The following is a 26265-nucleotide window of genomic DNA, read 5'->3' as shown; positions in this document are numbered from 1 at the left end:
CCAGAGGATACGATGATGCCGACCTGCCCGCTATGCGCATCCGCGGATACCGCCTTCTATCACCGCGATGCGCGGCGCGACTACCACCGCTGTGAGCGCTGCACCCTGGTCTTCGTGCCACCGGCCTTTCGGCTTGCCCCCGAGGAGGAGAGGGCGGTATACGACCAGCACCAGAACTCGCCGGATGACCCCGGTTATCGGCGCTTCCTGGCGCGGCTGTTCGAGCCCCTGCATGCCAGGCTCGAACCGGGAGCTCGTGGGCTCGACTTCGGTGCCGGGCCGGGACCGACGCTATCGGTGATGTTCGAGGAGGCCGGACATCCCATGGCGATCTATGACCCCTTCTATGCGCACGACCCGTCGGTGCTCGAGCACACCTACGATTTCATTACCGCCACCGAGGTGGCCGAGCACCTGTTCTCACCCGGCAAAGAGCTTGCGCGGTTGGTGGAGCGTTTACGGCCCGGTGGCTGGCTCGGGCTGATGACCAAGCGGGTCACCGACCATGCCGCCTTCACGTGTTGGCACTATATCCTCGACCCCACCCATGTAAGTTTCTTCAGCGAGGCCACCTTTCGCTGGCTGGCCGACGAGCTCGAACTGAACGTCGAGTTTCCCGCCGCCGATGTGGTGTTGCTGCAGCGTCGCTGACGTTCGCCTTCGCTATTAAGTCGCGCACCGGTGAAGTCGCGCAACGGCGTATCACACCTGGCCCAGGCTGAAGGGTTCCGGGGATAATGTCAGTCGCGTCGGTTTTTATTCGCTGATTAATCATTAGCGTATTCGTAGTGAACCCCTCGGTAATTTTCGCTTGTCATTGTGGCCGCCCCCTTTATGGCATGGGTGGCCGAAGTGCACGCCATGCCAATCGACAGTGCACCCTGAGACAAACGCTTCCCATGGCTTTCTGCCTAAGGTGTGTGGGTACCGGTCAGCGACGTGAACGCGAAGGCAGTTACAGAATAACAACTGCACACTCGACATGACCTTGCTCGGTATTCCATTAGCCGCTCCTTATGTGAGCCTTATGCAATATAAATATGCATAAAGAAAGGCATACAATAACAACGGAGAAAGCAATGAAAAAAGAAGCCGCCAATAGTGAGGCTAAAGACCTCGACTTTTCCGAACGCCCCGTGCCGGAAGAGGGCAGGATGCCGCGTGTCAATCTGATGATGGCCTGGTGGGCGGTATGTAGCGCGATCTTCTATATGGTGGTGGCAGCTGCCATGGCGCGCACTTATGGCACAGCCAACGCCTTGCTGGGCATTGTCTTGACGGTGATTGCCTATGGTCTGATCAATGGGATCATCAGCCGTTACTCCATGAAGACGGGGTTGACCGTTGCGCTTTTCTCGAAGGTGCTTTTTGGCCATTTCGGTGCCGTTGTCGCCACGCTGATCTTCTTTGCCACCGCCCTCTACTACGCGGTTTTCGAAGGTTATGTCATGGCTCTGGTGCTGTCGGAGTGGAGTGGAAGCCTCTCCATGCCGTTGGCCACGGCGATCGTGGTGATATTCGGCGTCGCCTTGATATTCGGTAGCGTGCAACACTGGCTGGACAAGTTCAATGGCGTGCTGCTGCCAGTCTATGTGCTCGGCATGCTGGTTGCGGTTGGCATGGCCGTGGCGGAGTTCGGTTATCCGTCGGGCTGGTTGACCCGTGTACCGGAGGGCGGAGCTTCTCCCTGGGGTTGGCTGCATACCTTTGCCTACTACATGGGCGTCTGGGTGCTGATGATGTTCACCTTCGACTATGCGCGTTTTGGGCGGAAGAAGGACTCGGGGTTTCATGCCCGTATCACCTTCGGTATCCCCTTCTATGCCATGACCTTCCTGTTCAGCGGTGTTGTCGGCATCCTTCTCGATTCAATGATCCCCACGGATGGGCTCTCCGAGGCCTCCATCGTGCTGGGCCTGCTGGAGCTGATGGGAGTCGGGGGGCTGCTGCTGGTCTGGGTGACCCAGAGCCGTATCAATACGGCCAACTTCTATCTCGCGACCGTCAATTTCGAATCCTTTGTACGCAAGGTGACGGGAATTCGCCTGTCCAAGGTGCTGGCGGGCTGCATGATAGGCGTGATCGCCTATGTGCTGATGATGGCGGATGTCTTCTCCTACATTCTTCAGGCTCTGGCCTATCAAGGAGTCTTCGTGGTCGCCTGGGTGGGAGTCGCTCTGGCGCACATTCTGTCCCGCACCTATCAGGACCGCTTCAATGGCCATGTGGAACTGGATAATGCCTATATCCCTGCCTTCAACCCCTGTGGGCTGATGGCCTGGTGCGGAGCCGCGCTGGTCGGCATCGTGATCATGCAACTTCCTTCGGTCTCCGGGTTCTCCGCGCCGGCCACCTTCCTGTGTGCCTACATGACCTACTCAATGGGCCTGCGTTTCGCCAAGGCGGAGTGGTACGTGGCCAGTCTCAAGTAGCTACCGAACCGATCGTGCAACTCGATTCACGATAGTCACTGTTTTGCCGCGATGGAAAGATAGATAAACAACCATAACTAACAGTAGTTGCAGCAACTGAAGTTGCAGAAACTAAAGCTGATAAAAGACAGCCGATACAACAAGAGAGGAATCACTATGTCCAAGTTAAGAGTCGCCGTCGATGCCGGCGGAACCTTTACCGACGTATGTATTTATAATGAAGAGACTCAGGCGTTCCGCGTCACCAAGGTTCCTTCCACGCCAAGCAACCCCAAGCAGGCCGTGATCGACGGAGTGCGGCGTGGCGAGATCGATCTGTCGGACGTGGATCTGTTCTTCCACGGCACCACCGTTGCCACCAATGCGCTGATCACCCGTCGCTTCCCCAAGGCCGCACTGGTCACCACCAAGGGCTTTCGCGATGTGATCGAGATTCGCGACGGCACCAAGGACAATCTGTGGGATGCCTACGAGGATGTGAGTGGGCCCTACATCCGCCGTCGCGATCGTTTCGAGGTGACCGAGCGCGTCGACTACGCCGGTGAGGTCGTGACCCCGCTGGATGAGGAGGAGGCCCGCATCCTGGCTCGCAAGCTCAAGCGGCGTGGTGCCACCACGGTAGCGGTGTGCTTCATCAACTCCTATGCCAACGCCGGGAACGAGAAGCGCATGCGGGAGATCCTCAAGGAGGAGATTCCCGAGGCGAGCGTCTCGACGTCATCGGATATCCTGCCCGAGATATTCGAGCATGACCGCTTCAATACCGCGGTGGCGAATACGGTGCTGGGTCCGCTGGTGTCGGACTACGTCAAGCAGCTCGACGATGAGTTGAGCGCGGGTGGCTACGATAACGACCTGCTGCTGCTGCACTCCGGTGGTGGTTCGATGACGCCGGCCATGGCGAAGCACTTCCCGGTGCGTCTGGCGGCCTCCGGTATCGCCGCGGGGGCGATCGCCGCCAAGCATATCGCCGAGCAGTGCGGGTATCAGAATGCCGTCGGGCTGGATATGGGGGGCACCTCCACCGATATCTCGCTGATCCATGATGGTGAGCTGCGCGTGACCAAGCAGTGGGGAGTGGAGTATGGGCACCCCATCGTGTTTCCGAGCATCGAGGTACTGACCGTCGGTGCCGGCGGGGGCTCGCTGGCGCATATCGACATCGCCGGGGCCCTGCGCAATGGCCCGCAGTCTGCCGGGGCCGACCCGGGTCCGGCCTGCTATGAGCGTGGGGGCACGGAGCCGACCAATACCGATGCCAACTTGGCGCTGAACCGTCTGGGCACCGTGCTTGCCGGCGGCGCACTCGAGCTGAATCGGGACAGGGCGACCCAGGTCATCGAGGAGCGTGTCGGCCAGCCGCTGTCGCTGGACACGGCCGAGGCGGCACAGGCGGTCATCCAGGTGGCGAATGCCAACATGGCCGATGCGGTGCGGCTGGTATCGATCCGCCGTGGCCTGGACCCGCGTGACTTCGCCCTGATCGCCTTCGGTGGTGCCGGTGCCCTGCACGGTGCCGAGGTGGCCAAGGAGCTGGGCATCCCGGCGGTGATCGTGCCCCCCAATCCCGGGGTGACCTCGGCGATGGGGTGCCTGCTGGTGGATATCCAGCACGACCTCTCGATGATGTACACCGCGGCGGCGGAGAGTGCCGACCTGGAAGACCTCGAGCGCCAGTTCCGGTCGCTGGAGGATGAGGCGGTGGACAGGCTGCGCCACGAGGGCGTCGCCGATGCCGATGTGGTCCTGCAGCGTGGCATCTCCATGCGCTATCAGGGTCAGTGGCGCTCCCTGCAGGTGGCGATGGGCAGTGGGGATGCGTCACTCGAGGATGCCATCGAGATGTTCCACCAGGAGCATGAGCGGCAGTTCTCCTTCCGCCAGAATGCGCTTCCCGTCGAGATCTACCAGCTTCACCTGCGTGCCGTGGGCAAGACCCCTAAGCCGGAGTTTCCGCGCAGCGAGCGCCAGCCGGGTGCCCAGGCAGCGCCGCATGCACACCGCGAGGTCTACTTCGAGGGGCAGTGGCACCGGACGCCGGTCTACGATCGGACAACCCTGCCGGTAGGCTTCGAGTTCTCCGGTCCCGCCATCATCGACCAGCTGGACTCCACCACCGTGGTACCGCCCGATACGCTGGCATCGATCGATGAGTGGAAGAATATTCGCATTCAACTGATTCAGTCGGGAGAGGAGGCATGATCATGGCACATACCCACAAGGACAACGCTCTCGATCCGGTTACCTTCGAAGTCCTCAAGAACGCCTTCGCCACCAGCGTCGACCTGATGAGCGAGCAGATCCTGCGTACCTGCTACTCGTTCGTCATCTATTCGCGCGACTTCTCCTCCGCGCTGTGCGATGCCGAGGGCAATACGGTCATGCAGGGCAGCGGCGACATCGCGGTGCACGTCGGCACCCTGCACTTCCAGTGCAAGGCGGTGCTCGAGGAGTTTGTCGACGATATTCACCCCGGTGATGTCTTCGCCATCAACGACCCTTACCGTGGCGGCACCCACCTCAACGATGTCAGCTTCATTCGCCCGATCTTTTCCGAAGGGCAGATCATCGGCTTTGCCCAGAACAAGGGGCACTGGGCGGATATCGGCGGCAGCGTGCCGGGCTCCTTCGATGTCAACGCCAGCACCCACTTCAGCGAGGGGCTTCGCATCACGCCGGTGCGTGTCTGGCGCGAGGGCGTATTCCTGCACGATGTCGCCCAGTTGCTGGTCTCCAACACCCGTGCCCCGGCCCAGGCCCTGGGGGATCTGCAGGCCCAGGCAGAGGCCACGGCGGTCTGTGAGCGTGAGGTCCTGCGTCTGGTCGACAAGTACTCCAAGGCCACCGTGGTGGCGGCCATGCAGGAGACCCAGGACTATGTCGAGCGGGTCGTGCTCAAGAGTCTGGCGGGAATGCCCAGGGGCGAGTGGGAGACGGTCGACTATATCGATGCCGACCCTGCGCTGGGCGAGGGCATGGTGCCGATTCGCATCAAGCTGACCCTGGATGGCAACGGCATTCACTATGACCTGTCGGGTTCGGCGCCTGCGGTCTCCACCTTCCTCAACTCCAGCTATGGCACGACCCACTCCGCCATCTACGCGGGTACCAAGACCTTCTTCCCCGATGTTCCGCTCAACTCCGGCTTCTATCGCGCGGTGACGGCCAATATCGGTGAAGAGGGCAGCGTGGTGAACGCGGGCTGGCCCCATGCGGTCACCGGCTTCTGCTCCGGCCCCTACGAGAAGGTCATGAACGGTATCTTCGAGCTGTGGAGCGGGGTCATGCCGGAGCGTGCCATGGCCTGTGCCTTCAACCTGGAGTACCTGCTGATCGGCGGTAATGATGGACGCACCGGCAGCGGCGACTACTTCATGTGGTATGACTGGATGGCCGGCGGCTGGGGCGGTCGCCAGACCAAGGACGGCTCGTCGGCCACTTCGCCGGTGTTCGGCACCGGGCTGGCGGTTCAGCCGGTGGAAGGGCAGGAGAGGCTGAACCCCGTACTGACCATGTGTCACGAGATCAGCATGGACTCGGCCGGGCCGGGCCGCTTCCGCGGGGGCTGTGGTGTCGAGAAGGGAGGCAGGCTGACCCAGGTCGACAAGACGGTGATGAGCTACTGCTGTGACCGCGGCCGTTCGGTGACCTGGGGGGTGAATGGCGGGCTGCCCTCCGTGCCGCACGGGGTATGGATCAACAAGGGAACGCCGGATGAGAAATACCTGGGGGCCACCTTCTCGAACGTGACGGTCCGCTCCGGGGATACCTTCACGCGCCCCTCGGCGGGTGGCGGTGGCTTCGGTGACCCGCTCGAGCGCGATGCACAAGCGGTGCTGGAGGATGTGATCGATGGCTACGTATCCGTCGAGCGCGCCGAGAGCGACTATGGCGTGGTGATCCAGGTCAACGACCCCGATGTCGATGACTATGTGATCGACACCGAGCGCACCGCCAGGGCCCGCGAGTGGATCCGGGCGAATCGGCGGGAGTGGTTGCAGACCCCCCCAGAGGACGTCGCCAAACAGTATCGAGATGGCGAGCTGAATGTCCTGGATGTGATACGTCGCTACGGCGTGGTGCTGGACTGGGGCACCGGCGAGCTGCTGGAGACGTCGACGCAACAGTATCGTGACTCGCTGGCCAAGCGCTCATCCAGTTTCTGGGCGTGATATTGCGATCGCGAAGGTGAACGGCGAGACTTCGGTAGGACCCTGGCCCGATGAGTCCGGGCGGGGCCTCCGGAGTCTCGCCTTCGTTGCGACACGCCCAGACACGGCGCGTGAACAGAGAGAGGAGCGGCATGAATACAACGACGACAATGCCAGAATCCGCCGGGTTGCCAGGAGCCGCCGATTTACCGGGAACCACTGATTTACCAGGAACCACTGATTTGCCTGGAACCTCAAGGCCGACAGGGCCCGAGGGAGGCACAAGGCCCGACACACGGTTGAGTTCCAACTCCCAGGAATGCTGGACGCAGATCATTTCCGATACCTACTTTCCGTTGACCCTGAGCTACGGTGGCCATGAGGAGGATGCCTTCCAGGGGTCGCTGAAGGTCTGGAAGGCGGCGGGTAGCGACTACTCCCTGTCTCGCCTCACCTCCGACAGGGCCGAGTATTCCCGCTCGCGCTCGCAGATTGCCGAGGATAGCCAGGCCTCGTTTCTGGTGACGATCCCGCTGCGGGCCCGGGTGTTCTTTTCCCAGCATGGAAGAAACCTGAACTGCCCACCGGGCCACTTCATCGTCGAGCAGGGCGATGCGCCCTATCGGTTCGGCTATGCGGCGCCCAATGATATGTGGGTCTTCAAGGTACCCGAGGAGTCGATGAAGTCCCGCATTCGGCGCCCGGAACGCTATTCGCAGCACTGCTTCTCCGCCCAGGAGGGCATCGGCTGTGCCTTCGTCGAATTCCTGAAGATCTGCTCACTGCATGTGAACGAGTGCAGCGTGGAGGATCAGAGCCGCCTGTTCGAACAGGCCTTGGGCATGCTGTCGATGGTGCTGGAGCAGGATGAGCGGGTGCTGAACAGCGACCAGTCGCATCTGAAGACCGCCCACCTGATGCGGATCGAGCGCTATATCTCGGCCAATCTGGGCGACCCCGAGCTGTCACCCGCGCGTATTGCCCATTTCTGCGGCATCTCCCTGCGCTATCTGCACAAGCTCTTCGCCGGGTCCGGATATACGGTCGCCGAGTGGATACGCGCCCAGCGGTTGGAGGCCGCGCATCGCGAGCTCGAGTCGCTCCCCCTGGGGGTCAATATCGGTGAGGTGGCCTACCGCTGGGGATTCTCTGAACAGGCGCAGTTCAGCCGCGCGTTTCGCAGGCGGTTCGGCTATTCCGCCAGCGAGCTGCGGGATCGCCTGGGGTGAAAGTCAGCGGTGTAGTTCCTGAATTCACGCAATAGGCGCAGCAGCTGCGGTAGCCAATCGTTCACCGCTAATAGAAAACGCTAACAGAAAAGGAGGCAGTCCTGCCATGCAGAGAGCCCAGGCCGTAAGCCAGCTTCAGATCGACGACAGTCAGGTGATCGTGACCCGTTGGGACTTTCCACCCGGGTCGGAGACCGGCTGGCATCGCCATGAGCATGATTATGTGATCATCCCGTTGACCGACGGCCGGATGCGGCTGGAAACGCCCGAGGGGGAGCGCGAGGTTACCCTCGAGGCGGGTGTTTGTTATAGGCGAGTCGAGGGCACGGAGCATAACGTCATCAACGCGGGCGAGGCGCCTTTTGCCTTCGTCGAAGTGGAGGTCAAGCAGTAAGAAGGCAGGAAGGCAGGAAGTAAGAAAGCAGAGTGGCAGGAGGCGAGACGCCGCCTGCCGAAGCGGTGTAACTCGGCGACCAGATGGGTCTCAGCAGCAGCCCCGGAGCGAGTGGTATAAGCGCGAGTGGCACCCGGCATCGGCAGGCCCTGACTAGCCCCGGCGCAAGCGCGTGTCAGGGCCACAAGGTCAGGGTCACAAAGCCATTGGCAGTGCCCCGTACCGGGCGTATGATTCGCGCGCTCAGCATGTCGTGGGCGTGATATAACATCCGCTACAAGGCCTCATGAGCCTCGAACACCACCCGACTCCTCCCCCTAACTCCCTCCCGTACGAGGCATGCATCAATGTCGCGGCAACTGCTGGCTCTGGCCCTCGCTCCCTTGTTGGGGCTCTTCATTCTCGGTATCGGTAACGGCTTTCTGGCCACGGTGATCACGCTTCGCCTGGATGCCGCGGGTGAATCGGCGGCGGTGATCGGCTGGGTGTCGGCGGCCTACTTCATGGGCCTGGCGCTTGGAGCCCTGTTGAATGACCGCATGCTGCTGCGCATCGGCCATATCCGCGCCTACGGCAGCTTCGCCTCGCTGGTGGCGGTCACCGTGATCCTGCAGGGGCTGGTGGAGGCCCCCTGGGCCTGGTTTTTCCTGCGCCTGATCGGTGGCTGGGCCACGGTGGGGGTCTATCTGGTGATCGAGAGCTGGCTGCTGGCCTCGGGAGAAGCCCGGGTGCGTGGCCGGCTGCTCGCCCTCTACATGATCTCGCTCTACGCGGCAGGCGTGCTCGGTCAGTTGCTGCTGGGTGTCACCGAGGCCATGGGCGGGGCGTCGTCGTTTATGGTGATCGGCATGCTGGCCTCGCTTTCGGTGTTGCCCATGGCGATGATCCCTCAGTTCACGCCCATGATCGAGAAGGCCGAGCCGCTCTCGCCGTTTCGCCTGGTCATGCTGACCCCCACCGGTGTCATGGGCAGCTTCGGTTCCGGGTTGATCGTGGCAGGGGTCTACGCCCTGTTGCCGCTCTACCTGCAGCGCGCCGGCTTCTCGGTCGATCGCGTCGGCCAGATGATGGCAGTGGTGATACTCGGCGCAATGGTGCTGCAATACCCCGTGGGACGCTGGTCCGACCGTCATGACCGTCAGCTGGTGCTGATTCTGATCTCCGCCTTCTGCGCGTTGATCTCGGCGGCGGTGCTCTGGTTACCGCTGAATAGCTGGGGCCTGGCCGGGCTGCTGTTCCTGCTCGGTGGCGGCGTGTTCTCGTTCTATCCGGTCGCGCTGGGCCATGCGGCCGACCGCGCGCCGGCGGGCGCCCTGGTGCGCATGAGCCAGGGCCTGTTGCTGATCAACGCGATCGGCTCGGCGCTCAGCCCGCCGCTGATCTCGCCGGTGTTGGGGAAGCTGGGCGATGCTGGTCTGTTCTGGAGTTTCGGAGCGCTGGGCATCTGCCTGGTGCTGTTCTTCGCCTGGCGGCGTAGTGTGCGGCCGGCGCCGATGCCGGTGGCGCCCTTCCATGCCGGTACGCCGATGACGGCGAGCGGCGCCGAGCTGGTTATCACCGAGGATCTGGTCAAGGGTGCCACCGAGCATGAATACAAGGAGGACCTTACCGACCTGGTGCCGGATGTGGAGGTAGCCGAGCCCCTAGTGGGGCCGCCGCTGCCGGATGAGACCTGTGTCGCTCACTACCCCGAACCAGACGATAGCGAAGAGCCGGTTCAGCATGCGCTGCCGGGTATCGAATCGGTCGAGGCCTATCTGGCGGTGTCGGAGGCGCTCGAGCCGGGCTGAGGTATCTGCATGTTTAAGACCTTGGGATAATGGTCGACGGAAAGTAGTGAATCTACTATCGCCGTTATCATTTTTCCCGAGGTGCTTCGATGACTCCCTTTGCCGCTCCCGTCCGTGACCTTCGCTTCGTACTGGAAGAGCTGCTCGAACACGGCTCTCTCGCACTGCCCGGTTTCGAGGAAACCAGTCCCGACCTGGTGGAGGCGGTGCTGGAGGAGGCCGCCAAGCTGGCCGGCGAGGTCTGGGCACCGCTCAATGCCAGCGGCGACCAGCAGGGCTGCACCCGTCGTGAGGATGGCAGCGTCAGCGTGCCCGATGGCTTTGTCGAGGCCTACCAGGCCTATGCCGAGGGGGGCTGGAACGGCATCGGTGTCTCCGAGGCGCTGGGCGGCCAGGGGCTTCCCGAGGTCGTGGCAAGCTCGGTGCAGGAGATGCTTCACGGTGCCAACATGTCGCTGGGCCTGTGCCCCATGCTGACCGCCGGTGCCATCGAGGCGCTGGCTCACCACGGCAGCGAGGCACTGCGTACCACCTACCTGCCCAGGCTCGTCGAGGGGAGCTGGACGGGCACCATGAACCTGACCGAGCCCCAGGCCGGCTCCGATCTCTCCAAGGTGCGGACCCGTGCCGTGCCCCAGGAAGATGGCAGCTATCGACTCTTTGGCCAGAAGATCTTCATCACCTGGGGCGAGCATGAGGCCGCCGAGAACATCATTCACCTGGTGCTGGCGCGCAAGCCGGATGCCCCCGAGGGCAACAAGGGTATCTCGCTGTTCGTGGTGCCGAAGTTCCTGGTTAACGTCGATGGCTCGCTGGGCGAACGCAACGATGTGGTCTGCGCCTCCATCGAGCACAAGCTGGGCATCCATGGCTCGCCTACCTGCACCCTGAGCTTCGGCGAGCAGGAGGGCGCGATCGGTTACCTGGTAGGCGAAGAGGGGCGTGGCCTCAACCATATGTTCACCATGATGAACGAGGCGCGTCACAAGGTCGGCATCCAGGGGATCGGCGTGGCCGAGCGCGCCTGCCAGCATGCCGCCGCCTACGCCCTGGACCGCACCCAGGGGCGCAGTCCACGCTCGGGGCGCGATGACTGCGCCATCAGCGATCATCTGGGTGTGCGGCGCATGCTGCTCTCCATGCGCGCGCGTACCGATGCCCTGCGGGTCCTGGCGCTCTACTGCGCCGCCCAGCTCGATGTGGCGCGTCATGTGGCGGATGATACCGAGCGCGCCGCCGCCCAGGCGCGTGCCGAGGTGCTGATCCCGGTGGTCAAGGCGTTTTCGACCGACCAGGCAGTGGAGATCGCCTCCCTGGGGGTTCAGGTCCACGGTGGCATGGGCTTTATCGAGGAGACCGGCGCCGCCCAGCTGCTGCGCGATGCGCGTATCGCGCCCATCTACGAGGGCACCAACGGCATTCAGGCCCTAGATCTGGCCGGACGCAAGCTGCAGCGTGATGGTGGTGCCGCCCTCGAGGGGCTGCTCGGCGATATCGATACCACCGTGGCATCGCTCGAGGCCAGCGACGAACTGACCGCACTGGGCGAGAGCCTGGCGGCTGGTGTCGCCGATCTGCGTGCCGCCATGGCCACGGTGCTGGAGGCGGGCGCCGACCCGGAGAGTGGGGCCGACGCCGTTCAGGCCTACGCGACCCCCTTCCTGAGCCTCGCTGGGCATGTGCTGTGCGCCTGGCAGATGGGCCAGGCAGCGCTCAAGGCCAGCGCCGCCCAGGCTGGCGGCAGTGCCGATCCGTTCTACGCCACCAAGCGCCAGAGCGCCGACTATGTGATACGTCAGTGGTTGCCGGTGGGTCGTGCACAGCGCGCGGTGATCGAGGCCGGCATGGCCAGCCTGGCCGCCTTCGACGTCGCCCACTAGTGTCAACACTAGGCCTGCGCCGCCGGCTCCAGCCGGCGGCCTCCCTATCCGCCATGCGCCACTCTCGCCCCCATAACAACTCGACAGGAGCATGAACAGCCCGACAGGGTCATGCGCCAGATCACGGAGCCACTCATGAGCCAGAGCATTTTCGAACAGGGTCTGCCCAGGACCGCCGCCAACCACGTACCGCTCTCACCGCTGACCTTTATCGAGCGTACCGCCTCGGTCTACCCGGACTACCCCGCGGTGGTCTATGGCGAGCTGCGCCGCGACTGGGGCACCACCTGGGAGCGCTGCCGTCGACTCGCCTCGGCCATCGAGAAGCGCGGCATCCGGCCCGGGGAGACCGTGGCGGCCATGCTGCCCAACGTGCCGGCGATGTTCGAGGCCCACTTCGGCGTGCCGCTGTCCGGCTGCGTGCTCAATACCCTGAATATTCGCCTGGATGCCGAGGTCATCGCCTACATGCTGGAGCATGGCGAGGCCAGGGCGATCCTGGTCGACCCGGAGTTCGCCGATGTCATCGAGGAGGCGGTCGGCAAGCTCGACAAAAAACCGCTGATCATCGATGTGGCCGACCCCGAGTTCGTGCCCGAGGGGAGAAGCATCGGCGAGCTTTCATACGAGGCGCTGCTGGCCGAGGGTGACCCGGACCATGCCTATCGTCTGCCCGAGGATGAGTGGCAGGCGATCTCGCTCAACTACACCTCCGGCACCACCGGCAAGCCCAAGGGGGTGGTCTACCACCACCGCGGTGCCTACCTGAATGCCACCAGCAATATCCTGGTGTGGGCGATGCCGCACCACCCGGTGTATCTGTGGACCCTGCCGATGTTCCACTGCAACGGCTGGTGCTTCCCCTGGACCATCGCCGCCGCCGCCGGCACCAACGTCTGCCTGCGCAAGGTCGAGGCCAAGCGCGTGATGGACCTGATCGCCGACGAGCAGGTGAGCCACTTCAGCGGCGCCCCCATCGTGCTGAATGGACTGGTCAACCTGCCCGACGAGCAGAAGCGCGACTTCGATCACCCGGTGAAGGTCACCACGGCGGGCGCGGCGCCGCCCGCCTCGGTGATCGCCGGCGTCGAGACGCTCGGTATCGACGTGACCCACGTCTACGGCCTTACCGAGGTCTATGGTCCGGTCACCTCCTGCGCCTGGCGCGCGGCATGGGACGAGCTGCCGATGGAGGAGCGAGCCAGGCTCAAGTCGCGTCAGGGGGTGCGCTACCACATGCTGGAAGCGCTGTGTGTGGCCGACCCCAACACCCTGGAGCCGGTGCCCAAGGATGGCCAGACCATCGGTGAGATCCTGATGCGCGGCAACAACGTGATGAAGGGCTATCTCAAGAACGAGGCGGCCACCGAGCAGGCCCTGGAGGGCGGCTGGTACCATACCGGCGACCTCGCCGTGTGGCATGCGGACGGCTATATCGAGATCAAGGATCGCTCCAAGGACATCATCATCTCCGGTGGCGAGAACATCTCCACCATCGAGGTGGAGGACTGCATCTACGCGCACCCGGCGGTGGAGGAGGCGGCCGTGGTGGCCAAGCCCGACGAGAAGTGGGGCGAAACCCCCTGCGCCTTCGTCAAGCTCAAGGTGGGCTATGGTGAGGTCACCGAGCAGGAGATCATCGATCACTGCCGTCAGCGTCTGGCGACCTTCAAGGCGCCCAAGACGGTGATCTTCACCGAGCTGCCCAAGACCTCCACCGGCAAGATCCAGAAGTTCGTGCTGCGCGACGAAGCACGCAAGCAGTAGCGAGAAGGAGCGAGAAGGGACTGTCCCCGGCAGCGGCGCCGATGCCAGCTCGGTCGGGGACAGTCCCTGGCGGTTCTGACGGTTTGACAGTTGACAAGAAACAGATCACAGGAGAGTGCAGATGAGTGAGCAAGCGATCGGTGTGGTAGGCGCCGGCACCATGGGGCAGGGGATCGCCCAGGTGCTGGTGCAGAGTGGCTTTTCGGTTCGGCTCTACGATGTGGCCGAAGAGCAGCTCCAGCGCGCGCGAGGGGCCATCGACAAGGGGCTGGGCAAGCTGGTCGCCAAGGAGAAGCTCGCCGCGGCCGACCAGGACGCCGCCCTGACGCATCTGGACACCACCACTGCGCTGGATGCCCTGCGCGACTGCGAGGTGATCATCGAGGCCGCCCCCGAGCAGCCGGCTCTCAAGGAGAAGCTGTTTCGCGACCTGAGCCGCCTGAGCCATGAGGCGATCCTGGCCTCCAACACCTCCTCGCTGTCGCTGACCCGCCTGGCCGCCGTCTGCGAGCGCCCGGAGCGGGTGGTGGGCATGCACTTCTTCAACCCGGTGCCGGTGCTCAAGCTGGTCGAGGTGATCCGTGCCGAGCAGACCAGCGATGCCACCGTGGCGCGCATCGAGGAGCTGACCCAGGCGCTTGGCAAGACCGCCGTGGCGATCGCCGACTCCCCCGGGTTTGCGGTCAACCGCCTGCTGGTGCCGATGATCAACGAGGCTGCCTTCCTGCTCCAGGAGGGGGTGGCCAGCGCCACGGACATCGACGCCTCCATGAAACTGGGCGCCGCCCATCCCATGGGGCCGCTGGCCCTGGCCGACCTGATCGGTCTGGATGTCTGCCTCTCCATCATGGAGGTGCTGCAGGAGGGCTTCGGCGATCCCAAGTACCGGCCCTGTCCGCTACTCAAGCGTATGGTGGATGCCGGCTATCTGGGCCGCAAGAGTGGCCGTGGCTTCCACGTTTACTCCTGATCACTCGCCTGGCGGCCGGTATCGGGAGGCCGGCTCCGCCGGGCGCCTTGGGAGAGCCTCATACCCTGACTGGATCAACCAAGGAAGCATTGCCGCCCAACCTAGCGTTCGCTAGGGTTGGGCGGTATCGTCTCAACACCACGCAACAAGAATCCGAGGAGTCCTACCCATGAGCGAGAAGCTGATCGATGTGGTCGACAACGCCGGTCTCGTGCGCCTGACCATCAATCGTCCCAAGGCACTCAACGCCCTGAACAGCGACGTGCTGGCCGAGCTGGAGCACGTGCTGGCCGATCTGGAGGGCCGCGCCGACCTGCGTGCCGTGGTGATCACCGGTGCCGGCGAGAAGTCCTTCGTGGCCGGCGCCGATATCGCCGAGATGCGCGAGAAGACCCCCGAGCAGGCTCGGGACTTCGCCCGCCAGGCGCTGGATACCTTCAAGCGCCTGGAGACCCTGCCGGTGCCTACCGTGGCGCTGGTCAACGGTTTCTGCCTGGGTGGCGGCTGCGAGCTGGCCCTGGCCTGTGACTGGGCGGTGGCCAGCGATAACGCCATCTTCGGCCAGCCCGAGGTGCTGCTCGGTGTGATCCCCGGCTTCGGCGGCACCCAGCGTCTGCCGCGCCGTGTCGGCCCGGCCATGGCCATCGACCTGTGCACCACCGGTCGCAAGATCGACGCCAATGAAGCGCTGCGCATCGGTCTGGTCAACCGGGTGATGCCCCAGGCCGAGCTCGAGGACTATGTCGAGGAGCTGGCCAAGCAGCTGGGTGGCAACGGCCCGCAGTCGGTTCGTGCCGCCAAGCAGGCGATCCATGATGGCATGGACCAGGATCTCGATAGCGCCCTGGCCCTGGAAAATGCGCTGTTCGCCTTCTGCTTCGCCGGTGAGGAGCAGAGCGAAGGCATGAGCGCCTTCGTCGAGAAGCGCAAGCCGAACTTCTAAGGGGCACTGTTTCTAAAGGGCATTGTCCCCGCTGGAGCAGCCGTAGCGCGGCCGTGGCAGAAGTGTCACGGCCGCCTTGCGTTGCAGGCGTGCCTTTGAGGCCCCTTTGCACTGGTTGAGTGACGGGCTATGGTGATAGCTGGCAGTAACGCTCTGAACCCCAGGATGGGAGAAAGCCGTCATGAAAGCACTGTTAGTTTCCGCGCTGCTACTTGCCATGCCAGTCTGGGCCCAGGCCGCCTGGCAACTGGACGAGGAGCACTCCTCGGTGCATTACGTCTCCATCAAGAATACCTCCACCGGTGAGATCAACAGCTTCGGCAAGCTCTCCGGCAGCATCGAGGAGCAGGAGAGCCGGGTGGTGATCGACCTCTCCAGTGTCGAGACCGGCATCGATATTCGTAATGAGCGCATGCAGGAGATGCTGTTCGAGACCGGTCAGTTCGGCGAGGCCGAGGTCACTATGGCGATGGGCGAGGAAGCCCTGTCGGACATGGAGGTGGGCGAGCGTCGTCAGGAAACCCAGACCCTGAGCCTGAGCCTGCATGGCGAGACGCTGGAGCTGGAGGCCGAGATGCAGGCGATTCGTCTCGACGACTCGACCCTGCTGATCAGCTCGGTGCACCCCGTGGTCATCTCCGCCGAGGACTTCGGGCTGGGCGAGGGTGTCGAGGCCCTGCGCGAGGTCGCCGGGCTCTCCGCCATCAGCACGGCGGTGCCGGTCAGCTTCAATCTGGTGTTTACCCAGTGAGCGCCTTGAGCCCTAGCGTCGCGCATGACGCAGCGGTTCGGCAGGTGCGGTAGTAGAGGGGCGCGCTTCAACATTGGAGCGCCTCGCGTCCTCGAGCTCACCCCCAGGCAACAATCCTGAAACACAACGCGGCCGTGGCAATTCTGCCACGGCCGCGTTGTGTGTTAAGGGTTCTGCTGATGGAGGCTACTTGGCGAACAGCTGGCCCATATCCTTGAACGCCTTGAACTCCAGGGCATTGCCGCAGGGGTCGAGCAGGAACATGGTGGCCTGCTCGCCCACCTGGCCCTGGAATCGTACATGGGGCTCTATCACGAATCTCGTGTCGCGAGCCCTGAGACGCTCGGCCAGTGCCTCCCACTCCTCCCAGCCCAGCACCACACCGAAGTGGGGCACCGGTACGTCGTGGCCGTCCACCGGGTTGGTGTGAGCCTGCTCCTGGGTAGGCGTCTGCGGGTGTTCGTGGATCACCAGCTGGTGGCCGAAGAAGTTGAAGTCGACCCACTGCTCGCTCGAGCGCCCCTCCTCCAGGCCGAACACCTCGCCATAGAAGGCGCGGGCCGCCGGCAGGTCATGGACCGGAATCGCCAGATGAAACGGGGAGAGGCTCATAGCTGGGCCATGACCGTTTCGGCGCTGCTCTTGTCGACGCCCTTGTCATCGACACCCAGATACTCGACCACCCCGTCGTTGACGATGGCGGCGAAGCGCTTGCAGCGAGTTCCCATGCCGCCACCGCTGGCGTCCAGCTCAAGCCCCAGCGCACGGGTCAGCTCGGCGTTGCCGTCGGCCAGCATGGTGATGGCCTGGGCGTTCTGGTCCTGCTGCCAGGCGCCCATCACGAAGGCGTCGTTCACCGCGAGGCAGGCGATGGTGTCGACCCCCTGGGCCAGCAGCTTGTCGGCGTTGACCACGAAGCCCGGCATATGGGTGTTGGAGCAGCCGGGGGTAAAGGCGCCCGGTACCGCGAACAGCACCACCTTCTTGCCGCTGAAGAGCTCGCTGGTGCGAATGTCTTCGGGGCCTTCCGCGCCGTTGGTCTTGATCGTCACGTCGGGAATGCGCTCGCCGGTTGTAATCGTCATGGGGTCAGTCTCCCTTGTTGAGATGGGGTATTGCATTGCCAGTCTGCCTCGGAGCAGGGGGTTACGACAAACCTGGGGTGCTCACGTTGGGTGGTCTGGTCCTCGCCGCCTATGGCCTCTTCAGCCACCAGCGCGACGGCGCGCTCAAGATCGCCCTCGAAGCAACGTAAGGCCCCCTGGCATCACCCAGGCCGGGCGAAAACTCGCCTGGCCTACTGTTTTCGGTGATGTGGGAAATATCTTACAGTCTCACTTGCCGATAACGTATTTTGCTTCAGTATTGATCAGCAAGCACGAAAATAGGACATTGATCGGTTAGGATGTTGGCTATGGATGTGCTGGAAGATTGGGTAGGAGATAAGTTGGCGTCAACTAACGACCCAGAGCGGTCATGTCGGCAAAGGCAACCAACATGTTCACCGGTATTATGCTGCATGCGCGGCGATTGGTGTTATGTAGCCGAGCAAAACTTAATGTTCGGTTATTTCAATGGCTTAGGTGATATGCTAGCGCGTAGCATAACATTCTTGAACGCGCGTGCTCGTTCAAGTGGAATATCAAGCGTGCTGTATAATACAGCTGTTAGCCGTCATAGGAATCGCCGTGCCAAATTCGAACAATGATCAAGACGAGTTCGCCGCCTACCTGGCACGATATGTCTCTGGTGCCAATCCGAAAAACGCTTTGACGCCGGAGCAGGCTGCTCAGGGTGCTCATTTATGCTTCGTGAATACGAATGAATTGCTAGTTGACGCTCGGATTCTGGCCAAGGAAGGGCGCCTAAGTCGAGCGCTTTCAGTTACGGTGCTAGCGTTAGAAGAGTTGGCGAAAATTTCCGAGTTGTACCGAGTGGCAATTGAAAGCCAGTTGGCTTCCGATGCTGTGGATTGGAAGGCATTCTGGAAAGAATTTAACTATCACAAGCCAAAACAAAAACGCGCCACGGCATACGGAAATGTAATCAAAGGTGTTTCGGGTGAGGGCGACGGCTTGACCAATCCGTTGCCCTATAAGTCGTACTTTTCAGACGATACGTTTGGGCATTTGGACAAAGCAAAGCAAAAGAATTTTTATGTCGATTTCTCTGACGGCAAGTTTGTCGCCCCGAGAAATGACGACCGGACCAAAAAGATTCTTTCAGAGATATATGGATTCGTGAGTGAACGGATAGACACGTTTGGTTCCTGGCATTCCTCAATTGATCGTAACGTGGATTTTTTTGAAGTTACGACCAAGCAAGCCAAGTGTTTGCTAGAGAGTTCCGCGCTCGCTGACTCAGGGCTAACTTCGCTCAATGGGTGGGCTAACACCTTCACTCCCGAGGAAGTTCAGGCGGATATTATCCGGCTCGCATGCTATCGATCATCTGGTGGAGTGCCAGACTACTATCGCTTCACTCCGGAAATGGACACAGTTCTCGGCCTAACCGCTGAAAATCGTGAGGCGATTTTGGCCGGAGTGGTTGGCGAACTCGAGGCTCGCATGGATATTGGAGAGGTGCTGCCGCAGTTTGTCTATCGTGCATTTTGCATGTTCAAACTTATCATCCACTATGGGCAAAAGAATCTTTCCAAGAGCGCGTTCAACAAAATCTTCCCGAAACTCGCAAATGCCGGCTAACAAATCGCTGCAGGTGACGTTTGACCCGCCACCCACTTTTGCTGCCGCAAAAGTGGGCGTCGCCTCAAACGCACCTGAGCTCAGGCGTTAAATATCAGAAAAGCTCAATGGCCGCCCTTGCCGGAAGTTGCCATAGCTGCCTTTAACCACGCGGCTAAAAAGCGGCACTCAAGAAGCGACACTCCCCACTTCACACCTCGTGAAGCGACAGGGAGACGTATCCGCGCGAACTCTGGTACAATCGCGCGATGATTAAAGCAGACGGAGACACGATGAAAACGGAACTTAGCGAATTCGAGCGGCAGATGCGCCGTGATATCGACAGTTTCATGGACAAGGCCCAGGAGACTCGACGCAAGGCGGCGACCTCCGCTCCCGAGTGGCCTATCGAGGAAGAGAGCAAGGCAAAGACAAAGCCCAAGACGCCACGCAGCAAGCCTGGCGGTTCGCCGAAGACAGGCCATCGAGTGAAGCTGGCCGTACGTACCAAGCAGCTCGAGATGGATACCGTGTTCGAGCATGTGTCGTCGAGCATCTCCAAGATCGAGGCACAGCTGGAAGCCGAGAAGGCCGCCCGCAAGGCTGGCTATCCCATTATCGGCTTCGTGATCGAAACGACGCGGCTGTAATCCCTGATCGCCTGGGATAGGCTTTGGGCATCTCTCGCCCAAGGAGTAGGAGCCGCCCGTGAGGATCACCCAGCTTTCTATCTATCCGGTCAAGTCATTGGGCGCCATCGCCCTGAACGAGGCCGAGTTGACTCCCGAAGGACTCGCCTGGGATCGCCGCTGGATGGTGGTCGATGATGTGGGGCGTTTCGTTACCCAGCGTCAATTGCCGGCCATGGCCGCCATTCGGGTCAGTCTCGAGGCCGATGCCCTGGTGTTGAGCCATCCGGATGCCGAGGCGTTGCGTGTCCCCCTGTCAGCAGAGGGGCAGGAACGACTGTCGGTCTATGTCTGGGAGGATCGCTGTGCCGCCCTGGATGAGGGCCCCGAGGCCAGGGAGTGGCTGGGCAGGGTGCTGGGCGATTTCCGGGGCAGTGGTCTGCGCCTGGTACGCTTCGCGCCCGACCAGCGGCGCCGGGTCGAGCCGCACTATCTCGCGCCGGGCGAGCAGGCACATACCGGCTTTGCCGATGGCTATCCCTTCCTGGTGGTGGGCGAGGCCTCGCTTGCCGAACTGAACCGCCGCCTGGCTGCCAAGGGGCTCGAGCCGGTGCCGATGAGTCGTTTTCGGCCCAGCATCGTGGTCGACCACGAACTGCCCTTCGTCGAGGATGGCTGGCAAGAGCTGGCCGCCGCCGAGAGTGGCTGGCGGCTGGGGCTGCGCAAGCCCTGCCAGCGCTGCAAGATCACCACCGTGGATCAGCACAGCGGCGAGATCGAGGTGCCGGGCGAGCCTCTGCGCACGCTGGTGGAGATGAATACACGCCTGGCCCCGGGCGGATACTTCGGGCAGAACGCCATCCTGCTGGCGGGCGAGGGCCGGACGATCAGCGTCGGCGAGCCCCTGATGCCGAAGCCGCGCTGATTCTCTCGAGGCTACCCGCGTACTCTCGAGGCTCCCCCTTTACCCAGCCCGGTAGCTTCTAATGCCCACTGGTCAACTGAATCAGCGCCCGACGGTGCGATGAGTGATCAAGGCGCGAAGATATTCGGCCAGTGGCTATCGGCGGCCTCGATATTGCCGGGAATATCACGCTCCCAGCGCCACTGGATGAAGCGGCTGTAGTTCAGATAGAGCTTGTCGTCGACGATCTTCCACGCCTCGGGCACGGTCGAGGCGGCCTCGCCGCTGGCCGCGGCCCAGGCGCACCAGCCGCCGTACTGTGGGGCGTAGGTCTCGGGGTCGGCCTGGAAACGGTCGCGGTGCTCGGCGGAGGCGAACTGCCAGGTGGCATCTCGCCACTCGAGCTGGTGTTCCGGTGAGCCCGCCACCGGCCTGCCCTCGGTGAAGTAGGCCACCGGGTCGGTGCCGCCGATGGCCAGTCCGTCGCGCGTGAAGATGCGCCCGTCGGCGGTCGCCCCCAGCGACCAGGCCAGACCGACCATCAGGATGGCGGCCCTCCACCCTTGTGTGCGTTTCATGATTGCCTCCTCTCGACCCTGGGGTTACAGGGTTCTGTCGGGCAGCGGCTCACGACCTTACAGGTGTCATGTCCGTGCAAGGGCTTATTACAGGGGTTGTCTACGTGAAATGGAATGCATTTCCAGTAAATGACCTTCTGGGTTATCATGGCAGGCCATCCGTCCACTTGCGCAAGGAGCCTGCCATGAGCTTTCACGTCTATCTTTCCGGCGAGATCCACACCGATTGGCGCGACGAGATCCAGCGCGGCGCCGAGGCGGCCGGCCTCGATGTGGTGTTCACCGCACCGGTGACCGACCATGATGCCAGCGATGCCGCCGGCGACCATCTGGGCGAGACCCCGAGCCAGTTCTGGCGGGATCATCAGTCCTCCAAGGTCAATGCCATCCGCACGCGTACCCTGATCGAGCAGAGCGACCTGGTGGTGGTGCGCTTCGGCGACAAGTACAAGCAGTGGAACGCCGCCTTCGACGCCGGCTACTGCGCCGCCCTGGGCAAGCCCTACGTGACCCTCCACGGCGAGGAGATCGTGCACCCGCTCAAGGAGGTCGATGCCGACGCCCAGGCCTGGTGCACCACCACCGACCAGGTGGTCGAGGTGCTGCGCTACGTGCTCAAGGCCTGACTCCAACCTGCGGTGTCGATTGGCTACACTGGGGGCACCATTCTCGACAGAGGTGACCCCCATGAGCCTGGAGCTGAAGCGTGCCTTCGACGCCGCGAGCCACAACGACGGCTATCGTGTGCTGGTTGACCGTCTATGGCCCCGCGGCGTATCCAAGGAGGAGGCGAGAATCGACGATTGGCCCAAGGAGGTCGCTCCCAGCGACACCCTGCGCAAGGCCTTCCATGCCGGTGATCAGGGGTGGGGCGAGTTCCGCCGCCGCTATCTGGGCGAGCTCAAGGAGCATCGCGAACGGCTCAGGCCCCTGGCCGAGCGCGCCCTGGGGAAAAGGGTGACCCTGGTATTCGCCGCCAAGGATGAACGTCACAACAACGCCGTGGTGCTTGCCGAATATCTGGCCATGCTCGAGCCGCGCCTGCGCGCCGAGAAGCGCTAACGGAGCAGGGCGGCCAATCCCCGCGCAGCTGCTAACTTCAAGGGAAGGCGGTGCTATTGCCGCCGTCCTGCGAGGTGGCCGCCATGCTGTTCATTACCAATCGCTTTCCTACCCAGAGCATTCGCACTCGGCTCAACCGCAACTTCACCTTCGACCTCAACAATAACGCCGCCAGCAACTCGGTGTTCTACTGCGAGCGGCAGGGGGAGAAGGAGTATCAGGAGATCGGCAGTTCGGCCTTCCTGCAGCGGCTCAAGGAAGCCGATGTCAATCAGGTGCTGATCTATATCCACGGCTTCTCCAATCTGCCGGAAGATGTCTTCGTTGCGGTCCAGGAGTTTCAGGCGCTGTGCGATGAGACCAAGCCAGGCGAGGTGCTGGTGGTGCCTCTGGTGTGGCCCTGTGACAATGACCTGGGAATAGTGAAGGACTACTGGGATGATCAGGAGTCGGCCGATCTGAGCGGCTTCTCCTTCGCCCGCGTGCTGCAGCGCTTCCTGGACTGGCGGGAGGGGGAGCAGTTCAAGCAGGACCCGGCCCCCTGCCTGAAGCGCATCAACGTGCTGGCCCACTCCATGGGCAATCGCGTGCTGCGTGAGACCCTGAGGGTCTGGCACAAGTATTCGCTACCGGGCGGGGTGCCGCTGTTGTTTCGCAATACCTTTCTGGTTGCCGCCGATATCGTCAACGAGTCGCTGGAGGAGGGGCGCAGTGGTGAGCTGATCGTGCATAGCTCACGCAATGTGACCGTCTACTTTGCTTCCGACGACCTGGCGTTGCGTGCCAGCAAGGCCTCCAACCTGAGGAATCGCATCGCCTCCCGCCGGCTCGGCCACACCGGCCCGGAAGACATGATCCGGCTGCCGCGCAATGTCTTCGCGGTCGACTGCGACGACGTCAATACCCTCTACGACTTCCCCAAGGGGCACACCTATTTTCGGTCGGGCATCGTGCCCGGCAAGCCCGGTGTGGTGTTTCAGCATCTGTTCGTCGCCCTGGAGAGCGGTCGGGTCTTCCCCGAGGACGAGCTGCGCCGCATGACCATCCTGCGCGACTGAGGCGCTATGGCCCGTAGTGATCATGCCCCCCGTTCCAGGAGGTGTGCCAGGCTGTCGGCGACCTGTTCATGGCAGCCGATACCGCTGGGGCTGGTGCCGTGATTTCAGGCCAGCGCAAGCCTCCAGCGGCAGGGCACGAACGTAAGGGATGGTGATATCTTGACTGGCGGGCTCTCCCTCAGAGGGTCATGAACGGCTGGGCCTCGCCATCGCGGAACTGGTAGACGTTCCACGCTTCCTGCTTGGGTCCTGGCATGCCGGGCGTGCCGATGGGCATGCCGGCAAGGCCGATGCCGGCGGTGTCGGGGCGCTCCTCGAAGAGCTTCTCGAGGGCCGCGAAAGGCACATGACCCTCGATGGCGTAACCGCCCATCTCGATGGTGTGGCAGGCGCCGAGGCCGTAGGGCAGGCCGACGCTCTTCTTGACCTGGCCGAGCGACACGTCGTCGACGATGGTGACATCGACGCCGCGCTCCTCGAGATGACGGGCGTACTTGTCGCAGCAGAGGCACTGGGGGGTCTTGTAGAGGGTCGCCTCGGCGGGCAGGGCGGCGTGGGCGCTACCGGCGCCCAGCAGCAGGGAGGCAGACATGAGCAGGGTGGCGCTTGAAGGGATACGATTCAGCATGACACTTTTCCTGGTCCAGATGGCGTGGTTACGCAGGGTTGTCTCTCGGCCAGCCTCCGGCTAAGGCGATCCGGCCGAGGGAGGGAAGGTTAACCTTGAAATATACATCTTATGTGTAGCACCCAAGTCAAGCACTGCCGTCAACAGCCGTGCTGGGTCAAGGTCAGGGAGCTTCTTCGGGCAGGGCATCCACCAGCCCCAGCGCCACGCACAGGCGTACCAGCTCGGCCAGGTTGGTGGCTCCCAGCGCCTTCATGGCGCGCAGCCGGTAGATCTCCACGGTCTTGGGGCTGATTTCGAGGTGATCGGCGACCTCGCGGCTGGTCAGACCCCGGGCCACGTGCACCAGGATCTGGCGCTCCTTGGGGCGCAGCGCCGCGTAACGCTCGCGTAGCGCCTCGAGGCGGAGCTGGGCCTGACGCGCCTGCTGGTGCGCATGAAGTGACTGCTGGACGATATCGATCAGCTGCTGGTGATTGAAGGGCTTCTCGAGGAAGTCGCGCGCGCCGGCCTTGAGCGCGGAAACGGCCATGGGCACATCGCCGTGGCCGGTCATGAAGATGACTGGCGGGGCCTTGTCCAGCTCGCCCAGGCGCTGCTGTACCTGGAGGCCGGAGAGGCCGGGCATGCGCACGTCCAGCAGTACCGTGTCGAAGCCTTCCGGGTCGTCGGCGAGAAAGGCCTCGCCGTCGGCGAAGAGGCGGCTTGCGATGCCGACGGAGTCCAGCAGCCAGGCCAGGGAATCACGCAGGGCCTGGTCGTCATCGACGATGGCGATGCAGGGTGAAGAGGTATCGGTCATGGACGCTTCATGGCAGCGGTATGGTCAGGTTCGGCAAGCAGTGTAGCGGCAAAGGTGGCGCCGCCGGAACCGGTGTGTGGCAGCAGGCGCAGGTTGCCGCTCATGGCTTCCATCAGCGTGCGGCTGATGGCCAGGCCCATGCCCAGCCCCTCGTCACGGTTGGAGTGGAAGGGGGCGAAGATGGATTCGGCCTGGTCAGCGGGGATGCCGGGGCCCTGATCGGCCACCGTCAGGACCACCTCGCGGCGCCCGCTGCGCCGGGCCTTGATCTCGACCCGTTGGGCGCCGGGATGGTCGCGGCTCGCCTCCAGGGCGTTGAGCAGCAGGTTGACCAGCACCTGCTCCAGTCCCACCGGGTCGGCGATCACCCTCGGCAGTGGCGCCTTGAGGGCCGCCTCGAGGTCGACCCCGGTCTGCTGGTACTGCCATTCGCAAAGCCGGCAGGCGGCGTCCACCACCTCGGCCAGGACCATGGGCCGCGGCCGGATCTGGCCCTTGCGCACGAAGCCGCGAATATGGCGCAGTCGTTCCCCGAGTCGCTCTACCTGTCGCTGTATCTGCTCGAGGGGCAGGCGCAGTGCCTCGGCCGGCTGGCCGGCATCGAGCTTGAGCAGGGCGCCACTGGCGTAGTTGCCGATGGTGCCCAGCGGCTGATTGAGCTCATGGGCGATATTCGATGCCAGCTCTCCGGTGGTGGCCAGCCGATTGGCGTGGGCGATCTGGGCCTGATGCTGACGGGCCTGCTCCTCGGCCGCCTGGCGCAGGCGGATATCACGGTTGAGCAACGATACATGGCCCGGTTCCGTGCCGGGCCCGGAGTGCGCCATCACCACGCTGAGCACCGGCACCGCGCCCTGTGGTCCACGCATCGCCAGCTCGCCACTCCATGAGCCGTAGCGGGCCACGGCGGGCAGCACGATATCGCGCAGGTCGCGCAGCGACTCCTCGACATAGGCGTCGGCCAGTCGTGCGGCGCCGCCCGTCCGGGGCAGCTGAAGGAGGTGGCGTGCCGCCTGGTTGGCGTAGAAGAGGCGCTCATCGTCATCCATGAACAGTACGAACTCGGTGGTGGACTCCACCACCCGGGCCAGCCGCTCGCGGTTGGCCTCGGCACGGATGCGGCGCCCGACATCCCGGGAGACGCAGAGAATATCGAGCAACTCGCCGCTGGCCGGGTCGCGCCGGGTCCGGCTGGTGGTTTCGAACCAGACATAGTGGCCATCCTTGGCGCGGAAGCGATAGGTCTGCTGGTAGAAGCCGTCGCGGTAGTAGATCCGCGGTGACTTGTTGAGCAGGGCGGCCAGGTCGGTGGGGTGAAACAGGTCATAGGCGGAGACGCCGATCAGCTCCTCGGGGGCATAGCCGAGCAGCTCGCGTGCCGCCTCCGAGGCGTAGAGAAAGGTGCCGTCCCGGGCATGGCGCGAGATCAGGTCGGTGCTGCTCTCGGCCAGCCAGCGGTAGTGGGCACGCTCCGTCTCCAGGGTCCGGTGCCTCTCCTCGAGTCGTTCGCAGCGGGCGGCAAGCGCCGCATGCTCCTCGATCAAGCGGGCCTGCTCCTCGGGCGAGAGGGCGGCACTGGTGTTGGGTGCACTGTTGGGTGTGCTGTCGGGCAT

Annotated in this window: 24 protein-coding genes; 18 read left to right on the top strand and 6 right to left on the bottom strand. The window is 63.2% G+C overall.

What is annotated here, in order from left to right; all coding sequences use genetic code 11:
• Positions 1-12: 12 nt before the first annotated feature.
• The 12 genes from RM463_RS04095 to RM463_RS04040 all read left to right on the top strand — a co-directional run bounded on the left by RM463_RS04095 (position 13) and on the right by RM463_RS04040 (position 16307).
• Complete coding sequence (locus tag RM463_RS04095) at positions 13-651, top strand: class I SAM-dependent methyltransferase (protein WP_195688004.1); 639 nt, start codon at positions 13-15, stop codon at positions 649-651.
• 428 nt (positions 652-1079) lie between these two features.
• Entirely contained in the window at positions 1080-2432 is a 1353-nt protein-coding gene (locus RM463_RS04090; protein ID WP_311429087.1) for a cytosine permease, read from the top strand.
• A gap of 156 nt (positions 2433-2588) precedes the next feature.
• Positions 2589-4634 (top strand): hydantoinase/oxoprolinase family protein, encoded by a 2046-nt coding sequence (locus tag RM463_RS04085; RefSeq protein WP_311429086.1) that lies wholly within the window; start codon positions 2589-2591, stop codon positions 4632-4634.
• A 2-nt stretch (positions 4635-4636) separates the two neighbouring features.
• Positions 4637-6604: a hydantoinase B/oxoprolinase family protein gene (locus RM463_RS04080; RefSeq protein WP_311429085.1), complete on the top strand. Its 1968-nt coding sequence runs from the start codon at positions 4637-4639 to the stop codon at positions 6602-6604.
• Between the two features lie 278 nt (positions 6605-6882).
• Positions 6883-7812, top strand: a complete 930-nt coding sequence (locus RM463_RS04075) for a helix-turn-helix domain-containing protein (protein ID WP_229332971.1) — start codon at positions 6883-6885, stop codon at positions 7810-7812.
• A 106-nt stretch (positions 7813-7918) separates the two neighbouring features.
• Complete coding sequence (locus RM463_RS04070; RefSeq protein WP_311429084.1) at positions 7919-8206, top strand: cupin domain-containing protein; 288 nt, start codon at positions 7919-7921, stop codon at positions 8204-8206.
• A 347-nt stretch (positions 8207-8553) separates the two neighbouring features.
• On the top strand, positions 8554-9996 hold the full coding sequence (locus RM463_RS04065; RefSeq protein ID WP_311429083.1) for an MFS transporter: 1443 nt from the start codon (positions 8554-8556) through the stop codon (positions 9994-9996).
• An 89-nt stretch (positions 9997-10085) separates the two neighbouring features.
• Positions 10086-11876 carry an acyl-CoA dehydrogenase gene (locus RM463_RS04060; RefSeq protein WP_311429082.1) on the top strand — a complete coding sequence of 597 codons (1791 nt, stop codon included), beginning with the start codon at positions 10086-10088 and terminating at the stop codon, positions 11874-11876.
• Positions 11877-12011: 135 nt separating this feature from the next.
• Positions 12012-13643 carry an acyl-CoA synthetase gene (locus tag RM463_RS04055; protein ID WP_311429081.1) on the top strand — a complete coding sequence of 544 codons (1632 nt, stop codon included), beginning with the start codon at positions 12012-12014 and terminating at the stop codon, positions 13641-13643.
• Between the two features lie 121 nt (positions 13644-13764).
• Positions 13765-14613: a 3-hydroxybutyryl-CoA dehydrogenase gene (locus RM463_RS04050; RefSeq protein WP_311429080.1), complete on the top strand. Its 849-nt coding sequence runs from the start codon at positions 13765-13767 to the stop codon at positions 14611-14613.
• Positions 14614-14782: 169 nt separating this feature from the next.
• Positions 14783-15556, top strand: a complete 774-nt coding sequence (locus tag RM463_RS04045; RefSeq protein WP_311429079.1) for an enoyl-CoA hydratase-related protein — start codon at positions 14783-14785, stop codon at positions 15554-15556.
• 181 nt (positions 15557-15737) lie between these two features.
• Entirely contained in the window at positions 15738-16307 is a 570-nt protein-coding gene (locus RM463_RS04040) for a YceI family protein (RefSeq protein ID WP_311429078.1), read from the top strand.
• A gap of 186 nt (positions 16308-16493) precedes the next feature.
• Here RM463_RS04040 and RM463_RS04035 read toward each other — a convergent pair whose 3' ends face one another.
• A complete protein-coding gene (locus RM463_RS04035; protein WP_195688013.1) occupies positions 16494-16919 on the bottom strand; it encodes a VOC family protein in 426 nt (141 codons plus the stop codon).
• Positions 16916-17392: a peroxiredoxin gene (locus tag RM463_RS04030; protein ID WP_311429077.1), complete on the bottom strand. Its 477-nt coding sequence runs from the start codon at positions 17390-17392 to the stop codon at positions 16916-16918. Before RM463_RS04030 ends, RM463_RS04035 begins: the two co-directional genes overlap by 4 nt.
• Before the next feature lie 603 nt (positions 17393-17995).
• On the opposite strand from RM463_RS04030, the gene RM463_RS04025 reads away from it, so the two are divergent.
• From RM463_RS04025 to RM463_RS04015, 3 genes are all read left to right on the top strand, one after another.
• On the top strand, positions 17996-19012 hold the full coding sequence (locus RM463_RS04025) for an AbiV family abortive infection protein (protein WP_311429076.1): 1017 nt from the start codon (positions 17996-17998) through the stop codon (positions 19010-19012).
• A gap of 272 nt (positions 19013-19284) precedes the next feature.
• Entirely contained in the window at positions 19285-19641 is a 357-nt protein-coding gene (locus RM463_RS04020; protein ID WP_311429075.1) for a hypothetical protein, read from the top strand.
• A gap of 58 nt (positions 19642-19699) precedes the next feature.
• Positions 19700-20545 carry an MOSC N-terminal beta barrel domain-containing protein gene (locus tag RM463_RS04015; RefSeq protein ID WP_311429074.1) on the top strand — a complete coding sequence of 282 codons (846 nt, stop codon included), beginning with the start codon at positions 19700-19702 and terminating at the stop codon, positions 20543-20545.
• Positions 20546-20652: 107 nt separating this feature from the next.
• Here RM463_RS04015 and RM463_RS04010 read toward each other — a convergent pair whose 3' ends face one another.
• Positions 20653-21102, bottom strand: coding sequence for a YHS domain-containing (seleno)protein (locus RM463_RS04010; protein WP_311429073.1), 450 nt, complete (start codon positions 21100-21102; stop codon positions 20653-20655).
• 185 nt (positions 21103-21287) lie between these two features.
• Between RM463_RS04010 and RM463_RS04005 the strand changes: the two genes are divergently transcribed.
• From RM463_RS04005 to RM463_RS03995, 3 genes are all read left to right on the top strand, one after another.
• Positions 21288-21728, top strand: coding sequence for a YtoQ family protein (locus tag RM463_RS04005; RefSeq protein ID WP_132041344.1), 441 nt, complete (start codon positions 21288-21290; stop codon positions 21726-21728).
• A gap of 61 nt (positions 21729-21789) precedes the next feature.
• Positions 21790-22164 (top strand): DUF488 family protein, encoded by a 375-nt coding sequence (locus RM463_RS04000; protein ID WP_311429072.1) that lies wholly within the window; start codon positions 21790-21792, stop codon positions 22162-22164.
• Between the two features lie 83 nt (positions 22165-22247).
• Positions 22248-23222, top strand: a complete 975-nt coding sequence (locus tag RM463_RS03995) for an alpha/beta hydrolase (protein ID WP_311429071.1) — start codon at positions 22248-22250, stop codon at positions 23220-23222.
• A gap of 178 nt (positions 23223-23400) precedes the next feature.
• Here RM463_RS03995 and RM463_RS03990 read toward each other — a convergent pair whose 3' ends face one another.
• From RM463_RS03990 to RM463_RS03980, 3 genes are all read right to left on the bottom strand, one after another.
• Positions 23401-23850 (bottom strand): DUF411 domain-containing protein, encoded by a 450-nt coding sequence (locus tag RM463_RS03990; RefSeq protein WP_195687032.1) that lies wholly within the window; start codon positions 23848-23850, stop codon positions 23401-23403.
• A gap of 163 nt (positions 23851-24013) precedes the next feature.
• Positions 24014-24652 carry a response regulator gene (locus tag RM463_RS03985; RefSeq protein ID WP_311429070.1) on the bottom strand — a complete coding sequence of 213 codons (639 nt, stop codon included), beginning with the start codon at positions 24650-24652 and terminating at the stop codon, positions 24014-24016.
• Positions 24649-26265, bottom strand: coding sequence for a PAS domain S-box protein (locus tag RM463_RS03980; protein WP_311429069.1), 1617 nt, complete (start codon positions 26263-26265; stop codon positions 24649-24651). The genes RM463_RS03985 and RM463_RS03980 overlap by 4 nt, the downstream gene beginning before the upstream one ends.

The organism is Halomonas sp. LES1 (assembly GCF_031846005.1).
In the GTDB taxonomy this organism is placed as follows: domain Bacteria; phylum Pseudomonadota; class Gammaproteobacteria; order Pseudomonadales; family Halomonadaceae; genus Halomonas.
This window is presented reverse-complemented; position numbering and strand designations above follow the sequence as displayed.